The sequence below is a fragment of the Pandoraea sp. NPDC087047 genome (assembly GCF_044745225.1).
Lineage (GTDB): Bacteria > Pseudomonadota > Gammaproteobacteria > Burkholderiales > Burkholderiaceae > Pandoraea.
The window spans coordinates 216018-237409 of record NZ_JBIUZU010000003.1 but is presented as its reverse complement, the minus strand read 5'-3'; the positions used below and the strand labels follow the sequence as shown (position 1 = coordinate 237409).

The window sequence follows — 21392 nt, the reverse complement described above, 5'->3', positions numbered from 1 at the left end:
GATCAGGATTGACGAGGCACTGGCGTCCTCATCGGTGCGGCGATTATAAGCCACACGAAAGCCCCGGCAGCACAAGTCAGGAAGATTGCGTTTTGACCGTAGTGGGTCATAAGAAAACCCCCTAGTGCTCCACCGCAGAATAGCCCGAGTGCCTGCGTAGTATTGTAGACACCCACGGCCGCGCCCTTGCGCTGTCCCGGCGCCAGTTTCGACACCAGCGACGGCTGCGACGCTTCGAGCACATTGAAGCCCAGGAAGTACACAAACAGCACCGCGGCAATCACGCCCACCGTCGGCGGCAACCCGCCCAGCGCGGCCTGCGCCACCGCCACCAGCGCAATCGCCGAGAGCAGCACCACCTTCATCTTTCCACGCTTTTCCGCCGCAATGATCGCAGGCACCATCGCCACAAACGACAACCCCATCACCGGCAGATAAATCTCCCAGTGCTGCGCCACCGGCAAGCCTGCGGCGACCAGCATGCGCGGCATCGCCACGAACAGCGCCGTCTGCGTGGCATGCAACACGAACACACCGAAATTCAGACGCAGCAGTTCCGGGTTATGCAACACCTCCGAGAACGGCGCAGGCCCGGCCTTGGCATGCACGGGCGGTGTCGGCACCACCCACAACACCACGAAAATCGCCAGCACCGCCAGAATGCCAATGGCCGAAAACAGGCCGCTCATGCCCAGCCAGTGATACAGAAACGGCGCGCACACGATCGCCACGGCGAACGACACGCCAATGCTGCCGCCAATCATCGCCATCGCCTTGGTACGGTTCGCGTCGCTCGTCAGGTCGGCCACGCAGGCCATGACTGCCGACGAAATCGCCCCCGCGCCCTGAATCGCACGGCCGACGATGATCCACGTCAGGTCATGCGCCATCGCCGCCACCAGCGAGCCGATCGCGAACACGATCAGGCCGAAAACGATGACCGGCTTGCGGCCCAGACGGTCGGACGCCCATCCGTACGGAATATAGAGCAAGGACTGCGTCAGGCCGTAGATGCCAATGGCCAGCCCGACGAGAAAAGTGTTGTCGCCGCCCGGAATCGTCTGAGCGAAGACCGAGAACACCGGCATGATCAGGAACAGGCCGAGCATGCGCAGTGCAAAAATCCCCGCGAGCGACGCACTGGCGCGCACTTCTAGCGGGGTCATGCGGCCACCTCGGCCGCGGGTCGAGGCAGGGGATGCGGAAGTCACGGAATCAGTAGACATTACGTCCTGAGAGATGGAAAAAGCGCGTGCAGCCTCGGAATCGTCTGATGATTGCAGCCCGGACGGACGTCACGTCAGCCGCCCGGCAGCCGCGCCGATGACTGGCTTCTGTCCCAGGGGCGACGGGTGAGCGCCAGCCTCTGGAAATCGGGCAGTTCGTCCCCATCTGTACCCCGTGCCGCCTGGCGGCTCAAGACAGGCCGTCAGCAGGGATCAGCCCCGGCAATCAAACTTAGGTATATTAGCAGGTTTAGCCGCCCGGATTTCCCCCCCAGCGGCCCGCCCGACCGCTTCCGCCGCCTGCTGCGTCGATGCCCGGCCAACGCCGTGCGGCGGCGCCCGACGTCCCGGGAGACTCAGGCTCTTGGGGGCCGGATCCCGCCCCGCGACAATTCGCCGCGCGGATTCCTCGGCGACGACCCGGAACCGTCATGGAAACCATTCGTATTCGTGGGGCTCGTACCCACAACCTCAAGAACGTCAATCTCGACCTGCCGCGTCACCAGCTTGTGGTGATCACCGGGTTGTCGGGCTCCGGCAAGTCGTCGCTGGCTTTCGACACCCTGTACGCAGAAGGTCAGCGTCGCTATGTCGAAAGCCTGTCGGCGTATGCGCGTCAGTTCCTGCAACTGATGGAGAAGCCCGACGTCGATCTGATCGAAGGCCTCTCGCCCGCGATCTCCATCGAGCAGAAGGCCACGTCGCACAACCCGCGCTCGACGGTCGGCACGGTCACGGAAATTCACGACTACCTGCGTCTGCTCTACGCACGCGTGGGCACACCCTATTGCCCGGACCACGGCCTGCCGCTCGAGTCGCAAAGCGTGTCGCAAATGGTCGACGCCGTGCTCGCGCTTCCCGAAGACACCAAGCTCATGATCCTCGCGCCGATCGTCGTCGATCGCAAAGGGGAGCACGCCGATCTCTTCGAATCGATGCAAGCACAAGGGTTCGTGCGTTTTCGCATCCGCTCCGGCGGTGGCGCGGCCAACGAAGGCACGGCGCGTGTCTACGACATCGACGCCCTACCCAAACTCAAGAAGACGGAAAAACACTCCGTCGACGTGGTCGTCGACCGCGTGAAGGTGCGCGCCGATCTGAAGCAGCGTCTGGCGGAATCGTTCGAAACGGCGCTGCGGCTGGCCGACGGCCGGGCCATCGCGCTGGAAATGGAGACCGACAAGGAACACGTGTTCAGCTCGAAGTTCGCGTGCCCGGTGTGCTCGTATTCGTTGCAGGAACTCGAACCGCGTCTGTTTTCGTTCAACAATCCAATGGGCGCGTGCCCGACCTGCGACGGCCTCGGCCAGATGACGTTCTTCGACCCGAAGCGCGTCGTCGCCTTCCCGGCGCTCTCGCTCGCCTCCGGCGCGATCAAGGGCTGGGATCGACGTAACCAGTTTTACTTCCAGATGCTGCAAAGCCTCGCGGCGTTCTACGATTTCGACGTCGACACGCCGTTCGAGGAGCTGCCGGAAGACACGCAGAAGATCGTGCTGTACGGCTCGGGCGAGCAGGAAATTCCCTTCACGTATGTGAACGAGAAGGGACGCACCTCGGTGCGCTCGCATGCCTTCGAGGGCATCATCCCGAATCTGGAGCGACGCTATCGCGAAACTGATTCGGTCGCCGTGCGAGAAGAGCTCGCCAAGTATCAGAATAACCGTGCCTGCCCCGACTGCGAAGGCAGCCGCTTGCGTCGCGAGGCGCGCTTCGTCAAGGTCGGCGAAGACAAACAGGCACGCGCCATCTACGAAATCGGCAATCTGCCGCTGCGCGAGACGCTCGGCTATTTCCACGAACTGGTACTGCATGGCGCAAAGCGCGAGATCGCCGACAAGATCGTGAAAGAGATCGTTGCGCGCCTGACGTTCCTGAACAACGTCGGCCTCGATTACCTCTCGCTGGAGCGCAGCGCCGACACGCTCTCGGGCGGCGAGGCGCAGCGCATTCGTCTCGCGTCGCAGATCGGCTCGGGCCTCACGGGGGTGATGTACGTGCTCGACGAGCCGTCCATCGGCCTGCATCAGCGCGATAACGACCGGCTGATCGGCACGCTCAAGCATCTGCGCGACCTCGGCAACTCGGTGATCGTGGTCGAGCACGACGAAGACATGATTCTCGCGAGCGATTACGTTGTCGACATGGGCCTCGGCGCGGGCATTCACGGCGGCACCGTGATCGCGCAGGGTAGCCCCGAGCAGATCGAGCAATCGGCCGAGTCGCTCACCGGGCAGTACCTGTCGGGCGCACGATGCATCGAAGTACCCGCCGAGCGCCGCGCGCCGGGCGAGGACAGCCTGCGCATTCTCGACGCCACGGGCAACAACCTCAGGCACGTGAATCTGGATATGCCGGTCGGGCTGCTCACCTGCGTGACGGGGGTGTCCGGTTCGGGCAAATCGACACTCATCAACGACACGCTGTATCACGCCGTCGCCCGCCATCTCTATGGTTCGTCGGCCGAGCCGGCGCCGTACGACCAGATCGAAGGGCTGGAGCACTTCGACAAGGTCATCAACGTCGACCAATCGCCCATCGGACGCACGCCGCGCTCTAACCCCGCCACCTACACGGGGCTGTTCACGCCGATTCGCGAGCTTTTCGCGGGCGTGCCGGCGGCCAAGGAACGCGGCTACGATCCCGGCCGTTTCTCGTTCAACGTGAAGGGCGGACGCTGCGAAGCCTGTCAGGGCGACGGCGTCATTAAGGTCGAGATGCACTTCCTGCCGGACGTGTACGTGCCTTGCGACGTTTGCCACGGCAAGCGCTACAACCGCGAAACGCTGGAAGTCCAGTACAAGGGACGTAACATCTCCGAAGTGCTCGACATGACGGTCGAGCAGGCGCACGAGTTCTTCAAGCCGGTGCCGGTCGTCGCGCGCAAGCTCAAGACGCTGCTCGACGTCGGGCTGGGTTACATTCGTCTCGGGCAGTCGGCCACCACGCTCTCGGGCGGCGAAGCCCAGCGCGTGAAGCTCTCGCTGGAACTGTCCAAGCGCGATACCGGCCGAACGTTGTATATCCTTGATGAACCGACCACCGGGCTGCATTTCCACGACATCGAACTGCTGCTGACGGTGATTCACCGCTTACGCGATCAGGGCAATACGGTCGTCATCATCGAACACAATCTCGACGTGATCAAAACGGCGGACTGGGTGATCGATCTGGGACCGGAAGGCGGCGCAGGCGGCGGGCAGATCATTGCGCAGGGCACGCCCGAGCAAGTGGCGGCAAACAAGGCCAGCTTCACCGGCAAGTATCTCGCCCCGCTGCTCACGCGCACGAAGTAAGACGCCGGGGGAAACGCCTGGCGAGCGTTTGCCCGGCACCGTGCGTCGCGCGTCGCCAGTCACACGTGGCGGCGCACTCGCAATTTTTTAAGGACGTCATTTCATGGAACCGCGCTCTGGCTGGACTCCGGACCGCAATTTCTGGGTCGAACTGGCGAGCTATGTCTTCGCCGCCGTGGCGCTCTGGCTGATTCTCAGCATCCATCTGCTCTCGGCGGTGCTCTCGGGCATGGTGGTCTATCAGCTCGTTCACGTGCTGGGACCGCGCCTGCAGTTACGCATCTCGAGCGAACGTGCACGACTCGTGGCAGTGGCGCTGCTCGCCGCCCTCATCGTTGCGCTGATGACGGCGCTCATTTTCGGTGTCATTGCCTTCTTCCGCAGCGACGCGGGGCATCTGGAGCACATCAACGGCCGCATGATGGAAGCGGTCGAACAGGCGCGCACGCAATTGCCCATGTGGCTGACCGACCGTCTGCCGGCGGATAGCCAGGATATCCATGAGGCCGTGACGGGATTCCTGAAGGATCACACGCAGGAGATGTCGCTCGTCGGCAAGGAAGCCCTCAATGCGACAGTGCACATCATCGTCGGGCTGGTGCTCGGTGCGCTCGTGGCGCTCTCGACCGTGCGTCCGGTGCAGCATATGCGCCCGCTCGCCGCGGCGCTCACGCGCCGCGTCACGCTGTTCGGCGACGCCTTCCGGCGCATCGTGTTCGCGCAGGTGAAGATCTCCGCGATCAACACGCTATTCACCGCCATCTTTCTGCTCGCCATCCTGCCGTTGTTCGGGATTCACCTGCCGCTGCGCAAGACGATGATCGTCGTGACGTTCGTTGTCGGCCTGCTGCCGGTCGTCGGCAATCTGATCTCGAACACGTTCATCGTGGTGCTCGGTCTGTCCGTGTCGCTGTACGTGGCCATCTCGGCGCTGATCTTCCTGATCGTGATCCACAAGCTCGAATACTTCCTGAACGCGCGCATCGTCGGCACGCAGATCCAGTCTCGCGCCTGGGAATTGCTGCTTGCCATGATCGTGCTGGAGGCCGCGTTCGGACTGCCGGGGCTTGTCGCCGCGCCCATCTATTACGGCTATCTCAAGAGCGAACTGGCAGAGAAGAAGCTCGTCTGAGTGTCTCGCTCGGCCGTACCGCCGTAACGTCGTAACGTCGGCACGCTGTCACGCCCGCTGTCTGGCGCCTCCGAACAAGGCGCCACGGACACCGGGCGTCATTTTTTGACCTCGACTTGACATTTCGTCACTCAATGACACAATGTCAAATCATGAACTCCGCAAAATCTCCCGCCACGGGCAAGCTCGACGAGAACACGCTGCTGTTGCGTGAAGGACGCAAGATCGTCGAAGCGCTCGGCCAGACGTTCGCGCCACTCGTCGAAGTGGTGTTGCACGACCTGACCGATCCCGATCACGCCATCGTGGCGATCGCCAACAATCTGTCGGGCCGCGAGCCGGGCGACGCTGTCACGGAGATGGGCCTCGCGCGCATTGCCGATCCGGCGTTCCCCGAAGTCATCGCGAACTACGCCAACCGGTTTCCGGACGGGCGTCCCGCCAAGAGCACGTCCATCGGGCTGAAGAACAGCCGTGGCGAGTACGTCGCCGCCATCTGCCTGAATATGGACATTTCGATGCTGGCGGCGGCCGCGGCGAGCGTTCAGCAACTGGTGAACGTGCCGAATCAGGCCCCGGCATCGGTCAACGAGACGCTCTCCAACCGTCGCCTCGACGACATCGGCCCGCTCATTACCGACTTCGCCGCGCAGCGCAACACCACGCCGCAGGCGCTGACGCTCGCGCAACGCCGCGAAGCGATCCGTCTCATCGAAGGCCGGGGGCTGCTCGATCTGCGTCATGCGCATGCCGAAGTGGCGCGCGCACTGGGCATCGCCCGCTCGACCGTCTACACCTACCTCTCCGACCCGAAAGGCGCATCATGACTCCCCCCACGCTAGCGATTACGTATGGCGACGTTGTCGCCGCTCACGACAGAATCCGGGAAGCGGCGCATCGCACGCCGGTGCTCACGTCGCGCACGGCCGACGCCATGACCGGCGCGAGCCTGTTCTTCAAGGCCGAGAACCTGCAGCGCATGGGCGCTTTCAAGTTCCGTGGCGCCTACAACGCGATCTCCCAATTCACCGCAGAGCAGAAGCGTGGCGGCGTGCTGGCGTTCTCCTCGGGCAACCATGCGCAGGCAATTGCCCTGTCCGCGCGTGAGCTCGGCGTGCCGGCCGTCATCCTCATGCCGCAGGACGCCCCGCAGATGAAGATCGACGCCACGCGCGGCTACGGCGCGGAAGTGATTCTGTTCGACCGTTACAAGGAAGATCGCGAGGCGTTGTCGCAACGTCTGGCACAAGCGCGCGGCATGACGTTGATCCCGCCCTACGACCATCCGCATGTCATGGCAGGACAGGGCACGGCGACCAAAGAGTTGATCGAAGACGCCGGGGAGCTCGATGTCCTTCTGGTGTGTCTAGGCGGTGGCGGCCTGCTCTCGGGCAGCGCGGTCGCAGCGCGTGCGTTGAATCCGAATATCGAGATTTTCGGTGTGGAGCCGGAGGCCGGCAACGACGCTCAGCAGAGCTTTCGCACGGGCGAGATCGTGCACATCGAGACTCCGCGCACGATTGCCGACGGCGCGCAGACGCAGCATTTGGGCCAGTTCACATTCCCGGTGATCCGCGCGTTGGTGGACGACATTCTCACGGTGACGGACGACGAGCTCGTGCAAACGATGAAGTTCTTCGCGAGCCGCATGAAGATCGTGGTCGAGCCGACGGGTTGTCTCGCGGCGGCGGCGGCGCTGCAAGGAAAAATCGACATCCGCGGCAAACGGGTGGGTGTCATTCTGTCCGGCGGCAACGTCGATCTGGCGCGCTTCGCCAAACTCACGCTCGGGGAGGCCGTATGAGCACACAGGAACGCGGTATCGAATCCGTCAACGTAGCGACATTGCAACCGCCGCGCGGCCATTATTCGCACGGGGTTTGCGCGGGTGGCTTCGTGTTCGTCTCGGGCCAGTTGCCCATCACGCCGGAGGGCGAGCGCCTCGTGGGTGCGCCATTCGCCGTGCAGGCAAGGCAGGCGCTGGATAACGTCGCAACGATCCTGCGCGCTTGCGGAACGAGCATCGGCCATCTGGTGCAGGTGCGCGTGTACATCACGAGCGTCGACGATTGGGGCCCGTTCAACGAGGTCTACGCCGAGTGGGCAGGCGAGGCAAAGCCGGCGCGCTGCGTTGTACCGGTGCCTGCGCTCAGTCATGGCGTGGCGGTGGAAATCGAGGCGACTGCGCTGGCAGGGTAATGGTTGCGTCGGTCATCTGACTGACGGCGGCGGCAGGGGCGCGCGAGGCGCGCCTGCCCATCGGTCGGTGCAGGCATTCATTTGCGCAATATCCTATGGATTTCGCGCCAATTGGGCTCGTCGGATAGATACACTTTGGCAATCAACGCCGACGACACCCTCGCCATGACCACACCTGACCTTTCGAAACCCAGCGAAGCCAACACGGCAGACGTGCCGTCGCAACAACGCATCGACGACGAACCGATGCGTCTCATCACCAGCTTCAACGACGTTTTCGTCTTTGTCGCGTCGCTGCTTTTGCTATTCGGCACGGCATGGCTGACCATTTCGCTGCCACGCTGGCTCGCCGCGCTGATCGGCGCCGCCATGTTCTGGGGGCTTTCCGAGATATTCGTGCGACGCCGCCGCATGGCGCTGCCCGCGCTCTACTACGCCTTCGGCTTTCTCGCGACGTGTGCCAGCTTTGGCTTCAGCGTCCTTTACTGGGTGAACGGCCTTGACGAGTCCAGCGCCGTCACGGAGCAACCGGTGTCGGGCATCGTGTTGCCGATGATGGTCGGCTATGTCGCCCTCGCCATCGGAACGGTGTTTTACTGGAAACGCTTTCGCGTACCGGCCACGTTCGCGATGGGCATTGGCGGCGCGGTCGCGATGACGTGGATCGTGTTCGTCCTTTTGCTCGACGAGCCCTTCATCGGCGCGCTGCGTGTCGCGAACATCGCCCTTGGTCTCGCGATCTTCGGCTGGGCGCTACGTTGGGACGCCCGAGACCGCAAGCGCACGACCATCCGCTCGGATGTCGCCTTCTGGCTGCACTTGCTGGCCGCCTGCATGGTCACGCACCCGATCTTCTGGGCGCTGATGCCCGCCTATCCCTTCGCCGCCATCGCCGTGTTCGTTCTGCTGACGGGTATCTCGCTGGTCATCGATCGTCGCGCGCTCATGATGTCGTCGCTTCTCTACGTCATCAGTGCCATCGTGAACGTGTTGATGACATCGACAGGCACGCAGTCGCTCGCGGTGGTCGCCGTCGTGGTCGGCGGCGCTCTGCTGCTGTTGTCGGTGTTCTGGCAGCCCGCGCGGCACGCAGTTCTCAAGCTGGTGCCCGCAGACCTGCGCGAGCGGCTGCCACAGTAAGCGCGAGTGCTCGCCGTGACTTACTGCATCGTCACGCGCTCAAGCACTTGCATGTAGTGATCCAGCGAAGGCGTCGGCATACCGGCGACCTTCGCGCGGTCGTCCCAGCGACGCAACCGAAGTGCCGCCTGCGCGTGTTCGCGCGCCAGAAACGTTTTGGTTTCGTCCTCGCGGAACACCCCGCCCTGCAACGCCAGACTGCGCACCGAATCCACCGACAGCTTGCCGTAGTACTCGGGATCGATGGCGCACAGGCAACGCTTGGCGTCCACGTGCAGACAAATCGGATCGAGCACGGCGTCGCTGAACAGCGGTCTCAGGAACGGCAGCGCGAAATATTGATGCAGATCGTCGATGCCGCGCTCGGTGGGCGTTTCGCCCTGAAGATTGAGCAGGTGGCCGAGATCGTGGAGAAAGCTGGCGGCGACGAGCGCCTCGTCGGCGCCCTCGCTCTCGGCAAGCGCGCCGCTTTGCAGCGCGTGCTCCAGTTGCGTGACAGGTTCGCCGCTGTAGGCGATCGAACCGAATTTATCGAACAGGGTCCGGATGTCCGGCAGGCTCAGGGCCATCGTGAGAACTCTCGTTATCGTCGCGAGAACTTGAGACAGTACCGGCAGCGGCCGTCGCGGCATCGGCAAGCGCCGCCAGCTTCGACACCTTCGTCTCCTTGGGTGCCTTCAGATCCTTCGTTTCCTTGCTCTCCTTCGGCTTGTCGCGCATCCGGCTCTTGCGCAGGGCACCGGCGTCGTCGAGCACCGGATATGCCGTCGAGCAGAACAGCGAATTGAGACGCTTCATATCGCTGATGATGTCCAGATGCAGCGAACTCGTCTCGATACTTTGCACCGACTGACCTGCCAGACGGTTCAGGTGCGTGTACGAATAGGCGCGCTCCAGATCGCGGAAGCTCTCCTTCTCGGCCATCAGCCGCTGCGCACTCCTGAGGTCCGTGTTCAGGAACACCGACAACCCGAGTTGCAGGTTGGTCACGAGTCGCGCGTGCATATCGCAGATCTCCTGCAACCCGGCCTCCGAGAACGACAGCTTGTGCGAGATCTTCTTCTCCTCGACTTCCACGACCATGCGCTCGATGATGTCGCCCGCATGCTCCAGGTTGATCGTGAGCGAGATGATGTCCGTCCAGCGGCGGCTGTCCTGCTCGCTGAGGTTCTCGCGCGACACGCGCGTCAGGTACATCTTCACGGCCGTATAGAGATGGTCGACGTCGTCGTCCAGACGCCGCGTCTCGCGGGCGCGCACCACGTCGTTGCTCTTGATGACGTCGAGCAATCCATGCAGCATCTGCTCGACCAGATCGCCCATGCGCAGCGTCTCGCGCGTGGCGTTGGCCAGCGCCACCGACGGCATCTCCAGCGCACTCTCATCCAGGTGACGGGGACGTGTCACCCCGTCGGCCTCCGGCTTCTCCGCGAGCAACCGCACGCACAGGCGCGCCATCGGTTCGGTGAACGCGAGGAAGACCACGCAGCGAATCAGGTTGTAAAGCACGTGGAAGTTGACGACGGCTTGCGCGGGGGCGTCGGAGAGCCAGTTCACCAGCAGCGGCGCGTAGTCGACGAACGGCAGCACGATCAGGCAGCCGATCAGCTTGAAGATGAGACTGCCGAACACCACGCGGCGACCGGCCGCGTTCTGACCGGCCGAGGTGAGCATCGCGAGCATTCCGCTGCCCAGATTCGCGCCGATCACGAGGCACAGGGCGACCTTGAGCGAAATCACACCGGAGGACGCCAGCGTCGCCGTCAGCAACACAGCCGCCAGACTCGAATACGACACCATCGCGAACAGCGCGCCGATAAGCGTGTCGAGCATGACGTCGCCCGTCAGCGAGCCAAACAGCACCTTCACGCCTGCCGCTTCGGTCATCGGCGTGGTCGCACCCACGATCAGTTGCAACGCGAGAATGATGAGTCCGAGGCCAATGGCGACACGGCCAAGCTGGCCGGCACGCGTTTGCTTGCGCGACAGGAAGAAGATGACGCCGAAGAAGATCAGCAACGGCGAGAGCCAGTGCAGGTCGAACGTCAGGATCCGCGCCATGAGGGCCGTGCCGACGTCCGCGCCCAGCATGATGGACAGTGCGGGGGCCAGCGCAATCAGGCCCTGCGCGCCGAACGACGAGACAATGAGCGCCGTCGCGTTGCTGCTCTGCACAAGGCCCGTGACGAGCACGCCCGCAGCGAACGCAAGGAAGCGGTTCGAAATGCTGTGCGACAGAATACGCCGCAGATCGGCACCATAGACGCGCAGGACCCCGGTACGCACAATGTGCGTACCCCAGATCAGCATCGCCACGCCGGAGAGAAGGTTGAGCAGTGTCAGCATGCCAGTGTTCCGTGATCTTATTGTCGACGGGACAGGCAGCGCTTCGCGCCGCCAAGATGACGCGTGCCCTGGTTTGCCAGACAGGCATCCGGCGTCAGTCCAACACTGGCGTCGGGATGCGTATGAAGTTCACGCGTCATGCGTATCCCCAATCGACACACCGTACACCAAATCGACCAGCGCAACAATCGTGTCATCAATTTGTCACAATTTTTGCGCCGGTTCTGCTAAGCCTTGTTGCGTAAGGGGCACAGACCGGGTCCGCAGGCCGCAACCCGCGCCATTTTAGACGATTTCGCCGCCTGTGGCGCCCATCCGTTACCGCGGGAGACCCGGCCTCAGATCCCCCATGGCAGCGTAAAGGTCTTCGTGTTCGTGAAGCTCTTCATCGCCTCCTGCACACCTTCCTTGTAGCCGAGTCCCGAATCCTTGATACCACCAAACGGTGTCAACTCGATGCGATATCCCGGCACCTCCCAAACATTGACCGTCCCCACCTGCAATTCGTTGGTAAAGCGCGTTACATAATCGAGCCGGTTCGTGCACACCCCTGACGACAGGCCGAACGCGGTGCCGTTGGACATGGCGATGGCCTCGTCGATGCTGCCGAACGTGAGGATCGGCGACACCGGCCCGAAGGTCTCTTCGCGCACCACCGTCATCTTCGGATCGACGCGATCGATGACCGTCGGCGAGTACAACGCGCCATCGCGCTTGTTGCCCGCGAGTAGCCGCGCCCCTTGCGCCACCGCTTCGTTCACGCGTGCCTCGAACAGACGGGCAGCCGCCTCGTCGATGACCGTGCCCATATCGTTGTCGCCATCCGCCGGATCGCCGTACTTCCACGCCCGGGTCTTCTCCACGACCAGTTCGGTGAACTGCGCCGCAATGTCCCGATGCACGAGCATGCGCTTGACCGCCGTGCAGCGTTGCCCCGAGTTCTTGTACGAGCCCTGCACAGCGAGATCGGAGGCGCGTTCGAGATCGGCGTCTTCCATCACGATCAGCGGATCGTTCCCGCCGAGCTCCAGCACGATGCGGCGATAGCCCGCCTTCGATGCGATGTACTTGCCGATCGACACGCCGCCCGTGAACGTGATCATGTCGATGTTCTCGTTCGTGATCATCTCGTCGGCAATCTCCACCGGATCGCCCGTGATGACTTGCAGCATCTCCGGGGGCAGACCGGCTTCGTAAAGCGTGTCGGCCAGATAGAACGCGGAGAGCGGCACTTTCTCCGACGGCTTGAGCACCATCCGATTGTTCGTGGCGATCGACGGCGCCACCTTGTGCGCCACCTGGTTCATAGGGTGATTGAACGGCGTGATGGCGGAGATCGCCCCGAGCAGCGGCTCGCGCTGCGTGACCACGCGACGCTTCTTGCCGTGCGGCGTGAGGTCACAGGAGAACGCCTGTCCGTCGTCCTTGAGCGCCTCGCCCGCCGCGAAACCCAGCACGTCGGCCACCCGGCCGATTTCATAGACAGCGTCTTTCTTGCACAACCCCGACTCCATCGTGATGATGGCGGCCGCCTCCGGCGTGCGCGCACGCAACAACGCAGCGGCCTTGTCGAGGATGTTGGCCCGCTCGAAACGCGTGAGCGTCGAGCGGTACTGCTTGGCAATCGAGAACGCGCGGCGCACGTCGTCGAGCGAGGCTTTCGGCACAGTGCCGACCAGATCGCCCGAATACGGATTGAACACTTCGATGATCCGTTCGCGGGTCACTTTCTCGCCACCGATGCGAAGCGCTTCGGCGCGGAACTCGGGGTGCAGCTTATGCGGCGCGTTCATGGGGTTCTCCACTGCGTCTCCAACTGGACAGGGGCCCGGCGACACAAACGTTCTGAGGTTTGCGCGCCGTTGCTTCTTGTTGCGGCTCTTTCGGGGCAGGCGTCAGACGTGAATCAACGGTGACTCAAACGTGATTGAGCGCGACATCGAGAATGTCGAAGTTGCGCAGTCGCGCCTTGCCCGGAATGCCTTCGGTCTTGCGGTTGAAGAGCAACGGCACCGTCTGCTCCGAGATCCCGCCATGCGAGCGCAGGGGCACGGTCAGCCCCGACAGGTCGTGACGGCTGACGCTCGTGCCCAACACGACCGACTGATCGCTCACGATCACCAGATCGCCCACGCGATCGGGCGGCAGTTCGAAACGCGCGCAGGCTTCGGCGTTGGTGAGCACCACTTCGATGCCCGGCAGCGCGGCAATGCGCGCACGCATGGCGTCGCGATCCGCGTCGGCCGGCAGGTAGATCGTGGCGTACGAGCCGAGGGCACCGTGATGCACTACGTACGGATCGGTAATCGGCAGAATCACGCGCGCGCCGCCCGCTTCGACACCCTTGCCGAACCAGTCGTCGAGCAGATCCTGCAAATAGATCACGTTCGGCTCGCCGGTCTTCGGATCGTGCTTGGCGTTCATGCCGTGGTCGGCCGTGAGCCCGATGACCGCACCCAGTTCGTCCATGCGGGCGAGGTACTTGTCCATCATGGCGTAGAAGGCATTCGCGCCTTCGGTGCCCGGCGCCCACTTGTGCTGAACATAATCGGTCGTCGACAGATACATCAGGTCGATGTGACGCGTCTCGAGCAGGCGCACGCCCGCGGCGAACACGAACTCCGAGAGTTCCGCGCTGTAGACGTCCGGCACGGGCATGCCGACGAGACCGAGCACGTCTTCGATGCCGTTCTCTTCGAGCGTGACCTGATCGGCCTTCTCCGACGAGAAGCAGATGCCCTTCATGCGATAGCCGAGCAGTTTGCGCAGCTTGTCCTTGGCCGTCACGACCGCGAGGCTCGCACCGGCGTCGGCCGCCGCCGCGAACACGGTGCCCGCGCGCAGATAGGCGGGGTCGTTCATCATGACTTCCGCGCCACGGCCGCCGTCGGCGGCCGGGTCGAAGAAGTAATTGCCGCAAATGCCGTGCACGGCGGGAGGCGCGCCGGTCACGATCGACAGGTTGTTCGGGTTGGTGAACGACGGCACGACGCAGTCGCCACGGAAAACCGCGCCTTCGGCAAGCAGGCGCTTCAGATACGGTGCGACGCCTGCGGCAGCGGCCGCTTCGAGGTATTCGAACTGACAACCGTCCACGCATACGATGACGGTGGTCTGTTGCGGCAGCCGGTACTGGCGGCCGTTCACTTGGATCTGTACGGGCTGGTTCACGTCGGGTCTCCTCAAGAGCAACTCGGTTGACCGTGGCGGGCATCGCACTTCGCGCAATACCCCGTCTGCGGCCGGAAAATCAACAAGACAACATCGTCAAAAACTCGCGCATCGGGCGTTCAGCCGGCTTTCGCCTGCGCCGAAGTCACCGGCGCACCTGGCGCACGTGCCAGCATTTCGCGAATGCGTGTGCGGCCAAGCGTCAGGTGATCGCGCGTGACTTGCGCCGCACGTTCGGGATCTCGCGACGCAATCGCGCTCACGATGTCGCGGTGCTCGCGCTCCGACTTAGGCGGCGCAGAGGCGTCGCCCGTCAATGCTTCGTGACGGAACAGACTCAGTTCCTTGACCAGGCGGCGGTAGGTATCGAGCAACTTTCGGTTACCGACCATCTCCACGAGCGCGTCGTGAAACGCCAGATTCAACTGGTAATACGCCTCGCTGTCGCCCGCCTCGACCGCGCGATGCATCGCTTCGACGGATTCGCGCAAACGCGTGAGCTGCTCGGACGTAATGGACTCGGCCAACGTGCGCGCCACGTACTCGTCGAGCACGCCGCGCAACGCGTAGATCTCTTCGGCCTCTTCCAGCGAGATCACGCGCACGAACACCCCGCGATTCTTCTCCGTGCGCAGCAGCCCCGCCTCTTCGAGCGCGCGAAACGCCTCGCGTACCGGACCGCGCGACACGCCAAGGCTGCCTGCGACCTCGATTTCGTTGAGCTTGGTGCCGGGCGTGAGCGTGCCCGCCATGATCTGGCGCTCGATCTCGTGCTGGACGAGCGTGGTGAGCGACTGACTTTGCAACAACTCGATCGCCGTGGGCGACGTGGGCTTCGGGGTCATACGGGTCTTCCTTATCTCTGGACGCTAGTGCTATCGCGCGACGCCATCGCACCGGGAGACAAATTGCCCTGGCATCTTCGCGTGGCAATTTGTGGCATCACGTGATTATTTTTGTTGTTGACATTCAAGCACAGCAATTTGTAGATTGTCAACAAAACACATCCGACATTGCAGACAGATTTCGCAAAGCCGTCGGGGTGAGTCAGTTGAGGCAACGACAAAACCCTATCTGAATCAACGATTTCCATACTATTTGAGGTATTTGACGAACAGATGACAAAAGCAAAGGGTTTCAATAAAACGACATATTTTGCCAATATCATGCAACAAATCGCCTCATAGAGGGCGTCAACCGTACTCACAACGCGACCCGGATCGCGACCCACAGGAGCCATCCATGAACCTATCCTTACGCCGTGCCATGCGTGCTGCCGCCGTTCTCGCCGCGGGCCTCGTCTGCGCCGCCCAGGCCGGCCACGCACTTGCCAAGACCACGCTGACCGTCTACACGGCGTGGGAAGTCGAAGTCATGCGTCCGTACGCCGAAGCGTTCCAGAAGGCCAATCCGGATATCGAAATCAAATACGTGCGCGACTCCACGGGCGTGGTCACGGCCAAGGTTCTTGCCGAAAAAGCCAATCCGCAGGCAGACGTGATCGCGGGACTCGCCGCGTCGAGCCTGGCGCTGATCAAGCAGGAAGGCCTGCTCACGCCGTACACGCCCAAGGGTTTCGATCAACTCACGCGTGCGTACAGTGACAAGGCCAATCCGCCGTCATGGATCGGTCTGGACGTATGGGGCGCCACCGTTTGCTTCAACACGGTCGAAGCGGCCAAGCGCAATCTTCCCAAACCCACGTCGTGGGAAGACCTGGCCAAGCCCATCTACAGGGGAATGATCGTGATGCCCAATCCGGCGACTTCCGGCACGGGCTTTCTCGACGTGACCGCCTGGTTGCAGATGTTCGGCAGCGACGGCGGCTGGAAGTACATGGACGCGCTCGACAAGAACATCGTCAAGTACACGCATTCGGGCTCCAAGCCGTGCCGCGACGCGGGTGCGGGCGAGTACCCGATCGGCATTTCGTTCGAATTCAACGCGCATCGCACCAAGGCGGCCGGCGCGCCCATCGAGCTCGTGTTCCCGAAGGAAGGACTGGGTTACGACATCGAGGCAGCGGGCATCGTGAAGACGACGAAGAAACTCGACGCCGCCAGGCGATACATGGATTGGCTCGCGAGCAAGGAAGCGAACCAGATGTACGCGAAGGACTGGGCCATCGTGGCGTATCCCGGCGTGGCGAAGAAGTTCGACACGATTCCCGACAACTACCCCGATCTGCTCGTGAAGAACGATTTCACGGACATCGCCAAGCGTCGCGAGTCGGTGCTGACCGAGTGGCAGAAGCGCTACGGCGCGAAGTCGGAGAAGAAGTAACGTCCGGCACCGCCACGCCATGCATAGGCACGCATGCGAACTCACGCGCACCCACGCAATGCAGGAGGTCCACCGAATGAGCGACGACACGCTTCAAAGCGCTTACCTGAATCTCGCCGGCATCCACAAACGTTTCGACAACACCGTGGTGCTGCACGACATTCACCTCACCGTGCGACGCGGCGAAATGCTCTGCTTTCTCGGCCCGTCGGGGTGTGGCAAGACCACGCTGCTGCGCATCATTGCCGGGCTCGAAGCGCAGACGCAGGGCACGCTGTCGCAAAACGGCCGTGACATTTCCTTGCTGCCGCCGATGCAGCGCGACTACGGCATCGTTTTCCAGTCGTACGCGTTGTTTCCGAACCTGAGCGTCGCGCAAAACGTCGCTTATGGATTGACGAACCGGCGCGTACCGCGCGCCGAGCGCGACGCGCGTGTGGCGCAACTGCTGGAGATGGTCGGGCTGCCCGATGCGGGCGGCAAGTTCCCCGGCCAGCTCTCCGGCGGTCAGCAGCAGCGCATTGCCATTGCTCGAGCGCTGGCGACATCGCCCGGCCTGCTGTTGCTCGACGAACCGCTCTCGGCGCTCGATGCTCGCGTGCGGGTGCGTCTGCGCAGCGAGATTCGGGCGCTGCAACAGCGTCTGGGGATCACGACGATTCTCGTCACGCACGATCAGGAAGAAGCGCTGTCGATGGCCGATCGCATCGTGGTGATGAATCACGGCGTGATCGAGCAGGTCGGCACGCCCGGCGAGATTTATCAACATCCGGCAACGCCGTTCGTTGCCGATTTCGTCGGCAAGACCAACATCCTGCCCGCGCGTCTCGGCGACGCGGGACGGGTGCGCGTGGGGCAGTACGAGCTGACGTGCGGCACCCTCAACGGTTGCCGCCCGGGCGAAGACATCCGCGTCTTCTTCCGGCCGGAGGACGTGCGCGTGCGCGACCTCGGCGATCTAGACGACACCGTCAACGTCTTCGACGGCGCCGTCGAGAAGATCGAGTTTCTCGGCGCGTTCTCACGCGTGACGCTACGCATGCATGCCTGCGAGCACCCGCTGTACGCCGACCTCTCCCCTGCGGACATGCAGGCCCTGCAACCGGCCGCTGGCGGCGCCTTGCGCTTCGCCGTGCCGAGCGCCGCCGTGCGCGTCTTTCGTCAGGGGTAGCCACCATGGGTTCTGTATCCTCGACACTGACCGATACGCCGCAAGCGCATGCAGCGCCGTCTGCGGCGGGTCTTACGCCCTCGGCGGCGGCGCACGCGGCGCGTCCCTCACGGCAGGTCAAGCTCGCCTCGCACTGGACGGATCGTCTCGCACAGGCGCTGTTGCTCGTTGCGGCGGCTGCGGGCGTGCTCTTCCTGCTCGCGCCGATGGCCGCGATTCTCATCAAGAGCGTGCAGGACAGCGACGGGCACTTCGTCGGTATGCGCCACTTCCGTGAGTATTTCCAGTCTCCCGCGTTGTTCGGCTCGATCTGGAACAGCGTGTGGATCTCCGTGGCGACAACCTGCATCACGGTGCCACTCGCGTTCGTGTTCGCGTATGCGCTCACGCGCAGTGGCATTCGTCACAAGACGTTGTTGCGCAACATCGCGCTGATCCCGATTCTCGGCCCCACGCTACTGCCCGCGATCTCGTTCATTTTCTGGTTCGGCAATCAAGGCTTGTTGCGGCCGTTCATGGGAGATGTGGATATCTACGGGCCGCTGGGCATCGTGATGTCGCTCGTGAACGCCACCTTCCCGCACGCGCTGATGATTCTGATCACGGCGCTCTCGCTCACCGACGCGCGGCTTTACGAAGCGGCCAACGCGCTCGGCACGCCCATGCTGCGACGCTTTTTCACCATCACATTGCCGGGCGCGAAGTACGGGGTAATCAGCGCGGCGATGATCGTCTTCACCTACGCGATCTCGGATTTCGGGATTCCCAAGGTCATCGGCGGCGACTTCAACGTGCTCGCCACCGACATCTACAAGCTCGTGATCGGTCAGCAGGACTTCTCGAAAGGCGCGGTCGTCGGCCTCGTGCTGCTGGTGCCCGTGGGCATCACGTATCTCGTGGACTCGGTGGTGCAGCGCAAGCAGCAGGCGCTGCTCTCGGCACGCGCGGTGCCGTATGCGCCGAAGCCGTCGCGCGGGTTCGACTGGCTGATGGCCGCGCTGTGCTGGGGCATGGCCGCGATCATGCTCGCGATTCTCGGCATGGCGGTGTACGCATCGTTCGTGAAATTCTGGCCGTACAACTTCAGCCTGTCGCTCGGACACTATCGCTTCGGCCTGATCGAGAGCGGCGCGGTGGACTCGTACGTGAACAGCTTGCAAATGGCGTTCTGGTGCGCGGTATGGGGCACGGCGGCGATCTTCGTCATCGCCTATCTGCTCGAGAAGACGCAGGGCATGGCCTGGCTGCGCGGGTTCATCCGCATGATGGCCGTGTTGCCGATGGGCGTGCCGGGGCTGGTGCTCGGCCTCGGGTACATCTTCTTTTTCGTCTCCGAGGCGAACCCGCTGCACAACCTGTACGGCACGCTCGCCATTCTGGTGATCGTCAACGTCGTGCATTACTACTCGTCGAGCCATCTCACGGCGGTAACGGCGCTCAAGCAGATCGATCCGGAGTTCGAGTATGTGTCGGCGTCGCTGGGCGTGCCCTTCTATCGCACGTTCTGGCGGGTGTCGGCGCCGATCTGCCTGCCGTCGATCATCGACATCAGCCGGTATCTGTTCGTGAACGCCATGACGACGGTCTCCGCTGTCGTGTTCCTTTACTCGGCCGATACGTCGCTCGCGTCGGTCGCCATCGTCAACATGGACGAAACCGGCTCCATCGGACCGGCGGCGGCCATGGCCACGCTGGTCGTGCTCACGTCGATGCTGGTGTGTGCGCTCTATCACGGCGTTCAAATCGTGGTGGAGCGTTATACGCAGGCATGGCGGCAACCCTCGGGAGTGGCACAGGGCGCTACCCGCGTTCGTCAAGGGCATTGATGCACATCTCATCGAAGCCGACGGTGTTGTTACTTCTTTCGCTTGCTCATTTCACCAGTTTTCCCGCTTGATAGGAGGCGGTCATGATTCTCGGTCAGGAACCGATTCTGCTCACCCCCGGCCCGCTCACGACGTCGCCGGCCACCCGACAGGCCATGCTGCGCGACTGGGGCTCGTGGGACGCCCAGTTCAACCGCATCACGGCGTCGCTGTGCCGCGATCTCGTGGACATCGTGCATGGGGGCGACGAGTACGTTTGCGTGCCGCTGCAAGGCTCGGGAACGTTCTCGGTGGAAGCCGCCATCGGCACGCTCACACCGCGCAACGCCCGCATTCTCGTGCCGGATAACGGGGCGTATTGCCAGCGGATTCTGAAGATCTGCCGCTATCTGGGGCGCGACGCCATCGCGCTCGCGATCGCCGAAGATCAGGCGGCGAGTGCTGCGGCCATCGACGAGGCGCTCACGCGCGATCCGTCGATCACGCACGTCGCGCAAGTGCATCTGGAAACCGGGGCGGGCGTGCTCAACCCGCTCGCCGAGATCGCGCGCGTCTGCCAGAAACACGGCAAGGGGCTGATCGTCGACGCAATGAGTTCGTTCGGCGCCGTGGAAATCGATGCCCGCTCGATGCCGTTCGACGCGCTCGTCGCCGCAAGCGGCAAGTGCCTCGAAGGCGTGCCGGGCATGGGCTTCGTGATCGCGAAGCAGTCGGTGCTGGAGGCGAGCGGCGGCAACAGTCATTCCCTGGCGATGGATCTGCACGATCAGTACGTCTATATGCAGAAGACCACGCAATGGCGCTTCACGCCGCCGACGCATGTGGTCGCCGCGCTGCGCGCCGCCATCGATCAGTTTCTCGTCGAAGGCGGGCAACCGATACGCGGCGAGCGTTATCGGAAGAACTGCCGCACGCTCGTGGACGGCATGGCGTCGCTGGGCTTCCAGCCGTTCCTCGCACCGGACGTGCAGGCGCCGGTGATCGTCACGTTTCATGCGCCCACGGACAGCAAGTACGACTTCAAGGCGTTCTACGCGGCAGTGCGCGAGCGGGGCTACATCCTCTATCCGGGCAAGCTCACGCAGATCGAAACGTTCCGCGTCGGTTGCATCGGCGCTATCGACGATAACGAGATGCGCAATGTCGTCACGGCAATTGCGCAGTCGCTGGCGTCGCTCGGTATCCGTCAGGTCGCACCGCTCACTCGGGCGGCGTGACGACTTGCGCGTCAACGGTCGCTGGTAATGACGGCGAGCGGCCCCGGACAGTCGCTCGCCATCATCGATCTAGGGAATCGTCCGAAACTTCGCTTTTTATCGCGGCGCCGCCATGGCGTCGTCTGGTGCTTCGCACGGTCTCGATCTGCCTTGATTCTCCGGTCAAATTTCGCATCGGCGCCCGTCACTCGTCAGCGCACGTCGGCGCACGTCGGCGCAACACGACGGGCGCTGACGCATCGCGCTTTCTAGAATGGCCCGCACGTTAATAGCCGCGCATTAACGCTTCGTCAGGTATCGGGACGCGCCGGTTCATCGGGTCTGCCGGGCTCATCCATCGTTCGTCCACTGCTGTCGTCGCCTCCCCCCCCGAATGTCGCCTGCC

General features: G+C 63.2%; 16 protein-coding genes. 10 read left to right on the top strand and 6 right to left on the bottom strand.

The features are described from left to right. Window positions 1-2: 2 nt before the first annotated feature. Window positions 3-1166, bottom strand: coding sequence for an MFS transporter (locus ACIPHM_RS06600; protein WP_400325814.1), 1164 nt, complete (start codon window positions 1164-1166; stop codon window positions 3-5). 491 nt (window positions 1167-1657) lie between these two features. On the opposite strand from ACIPHM_RS06600, the gene uvrA reads away from it, so the two are divergent. From uvrA to ACIPHM_RS06570, 6 genes are all read left to right on the top strand, one after another. Then, window positions 1658-4522: an excinuclease ABC subunit UvrA gene (gene uvrA / locus ACIPHM_RS06595; RefSeq protein ID WP_400325812.1), complete on the top strand. Its 2865-nt coding sequence runs from the start codon at window positions 1658-1660 to the stop codon at window positions 4520-4522. A 103-nt stretch (window positions 4523-4625) separates the two neighbouring features. Further along, window positions 4626-5654, top strand: a complete 1029-nt coding sequence (locus ACIPHM_RS06590) for an AI-2E family transporter (protein ID WP_400325809.1) — start codon at window positions 4626-4628, stop codon at window positions 5652-5654. 152 nt (window positions 5655-5806) lie between these two features. Further along, on the top strand, window positions 5807-6481 hold the full coding sequence (locus ACIPHM_RS06585) for a transcriptional regulator (protein ID WP_400325806.1): 675 nt from the start codon (window positions 5807-5809) through the stop codon (window positions 6479-6481). Then, window positions 6478-7458 carry a threo-3-hydroxy-L-aspartate ammonia-lyase gene (locus ACIPHM_RS06580; protein ID WP_400325805.1) on the top strand — a complete coding sequence of 327 codons (981 nt, stop codon included), beginning with the start codon at window positions 6478-6480 and terminating at the stop codon, window positions 7456-7458. Before ACIPHM_RS06585 ends, ACIPHM_RS06580 begins: the two co-directional genes overlap by 4 nt. After that, entirely contained in the window at window positions 7455-7853 is a 399-nt protein-coding gene (locus ACIPHM_RS06575) for a RidA family protein (protein WP_400325802.1), read from the top strand. Before ACIPHM_RS06580 ends, ACIPHM_RS06575 begins: the two co-directional genes overlap by 4 nt. Before the next feature lie 135 nt (window positions 7854-7988). After that, window positions 7989-8993, top strand: coding sequence for a hypothetical protein (locus ACIPHM_RS06570; RefSeq protein WP_400325799.1), 1005 nt, complete (start codon window positions 7989-7991; stop codon window positions 8991-8993). Between the two features lie 20 nt (window positions 8994-9013). Here the strand turns inward: ACIPHM_RS06570 and ACIPHM_RS06565 are convergent, their stop codons facing one another. From ACIPHM_RS06565 to ACIPHM_RS06545, 5 genes are all read right to left on the bottom strand, one after another. Beyond that, complete coding sequence (locus ACIPHM_RS06565; protein WP_400325796.1) at window positions 9014-9562, bottom strand: phosphonate degradation HD-domain oxygenase; 549 nt, start codon at window positions 9560-9562, stop codon at window positions 9014-9016. Continuing rightward, window positions 9522-11339, bottom strand: a complete 1818-nt coding sequence (locus ACIPHM_RS06560) for a Na/Pi cotransporter family protein (RefSeq protein WP_400325793.1) — start codon at window positions 11337-11339, stop codon at window positions 9522-9524. Before ACIPHM_RS06560 ends, ACIPHM_RS06565 begins: the two co-directional genes overlap by 41 nt. A gap of 338 nt (window positions 11340-11677) precedes the next feature. Then, entirely contained in the window at window positions 11678-13132 is a 1455-nt protein-coding gene (gene phnY / locus ACIPHM_RS06555) for a phosphonoacetaldehyde dehydrogenase (RefSeq protein WP_400325790.1), read from the bottom strand. A 124-nt stretch (window positions 13133-13256) separates the two neighbouring features. Next, window positions 13257-14510: a phosphonoacetate hydrolase gene (gene phnA / locus ACIPHM_RS06550; protein WP_400325787.1), complete on the bottom strand. Its 1254-nt coding sequence runs from the start codon at window positions 14508-14510 to the stop codon at window positions 13257-13259. Window positions 14511-14629: 119 nt separating this feature from the next. Beyond that, a complete protein-coding gene (locus tag ACIPHM_RS06545) occupies window positions 14630-15355 on the bottom strand; it encodes a phosphonate utilization associated transcriptional regulator (protein ID WP_400325785.1) in 726 nt (241 codons plus the stop codon). Window positions 15356-15752: 397 nt separating this feature from the next. On the opposite strand from ACIPHM_RS06545, the gene ACIPHM_RS06540 reads away from it, so the two are divergent. From ACIPHM_RS06540 to ACIPHM_RS06525, 4 genes are all read left to right on the top strand, one after another. Beyond that, on the top strand, window positions 15753-16793 hold the full coding sequence (locus tag ACIPHM_RS06540) for a putative 2-aminoethylphosphonate ABC transporter substrate-binding protein (protein ID WP_400325782.1): 1041 nt from the start codon (window positions 15753-15755) through the stop codon (window positions 16791-16793). A gap of 76 nt (window positions 16794-16869) precedes the next feature. Then, complete coding sequence (locus ACIPHM_RS06535; RefSeq protein ID WP_400325780.1) at window positions 16870-17964, top strand: putative 2-aminoethylphosphonate ABC transporter ATP-binding protein; 1095 nt, start codon at window positions 16870-16872, stop codon at window positions 17962-17964. 5 nt (window positions 17965-17969) lie between these two features. Continuing rightward, entirely contained in the window at window positions 17970-19790 is a 1821-nt protein-coding gene (locus tag ACIPHM_RS06530) for a putative 2-aminoethylphosphonate ABC transporter permease subunit (RefSeq protein ID WP_400325777.1), read from the top strand. Between the two features lie 83 nt (window positions 19791-19873). Further along, complete coding sequence (locus tag ACIPHM_RS06525; protein ID WP_400325774.1) at window positions 19874-21007, top strand: 2-aminoethylphosphonate--pyruvate transaminase; 1134 nt, start codon at window positions 19874-19876, stop codon at window positions 21005-21007. Window positions 21008-21392: the final 385 nt, after the last annotated feature.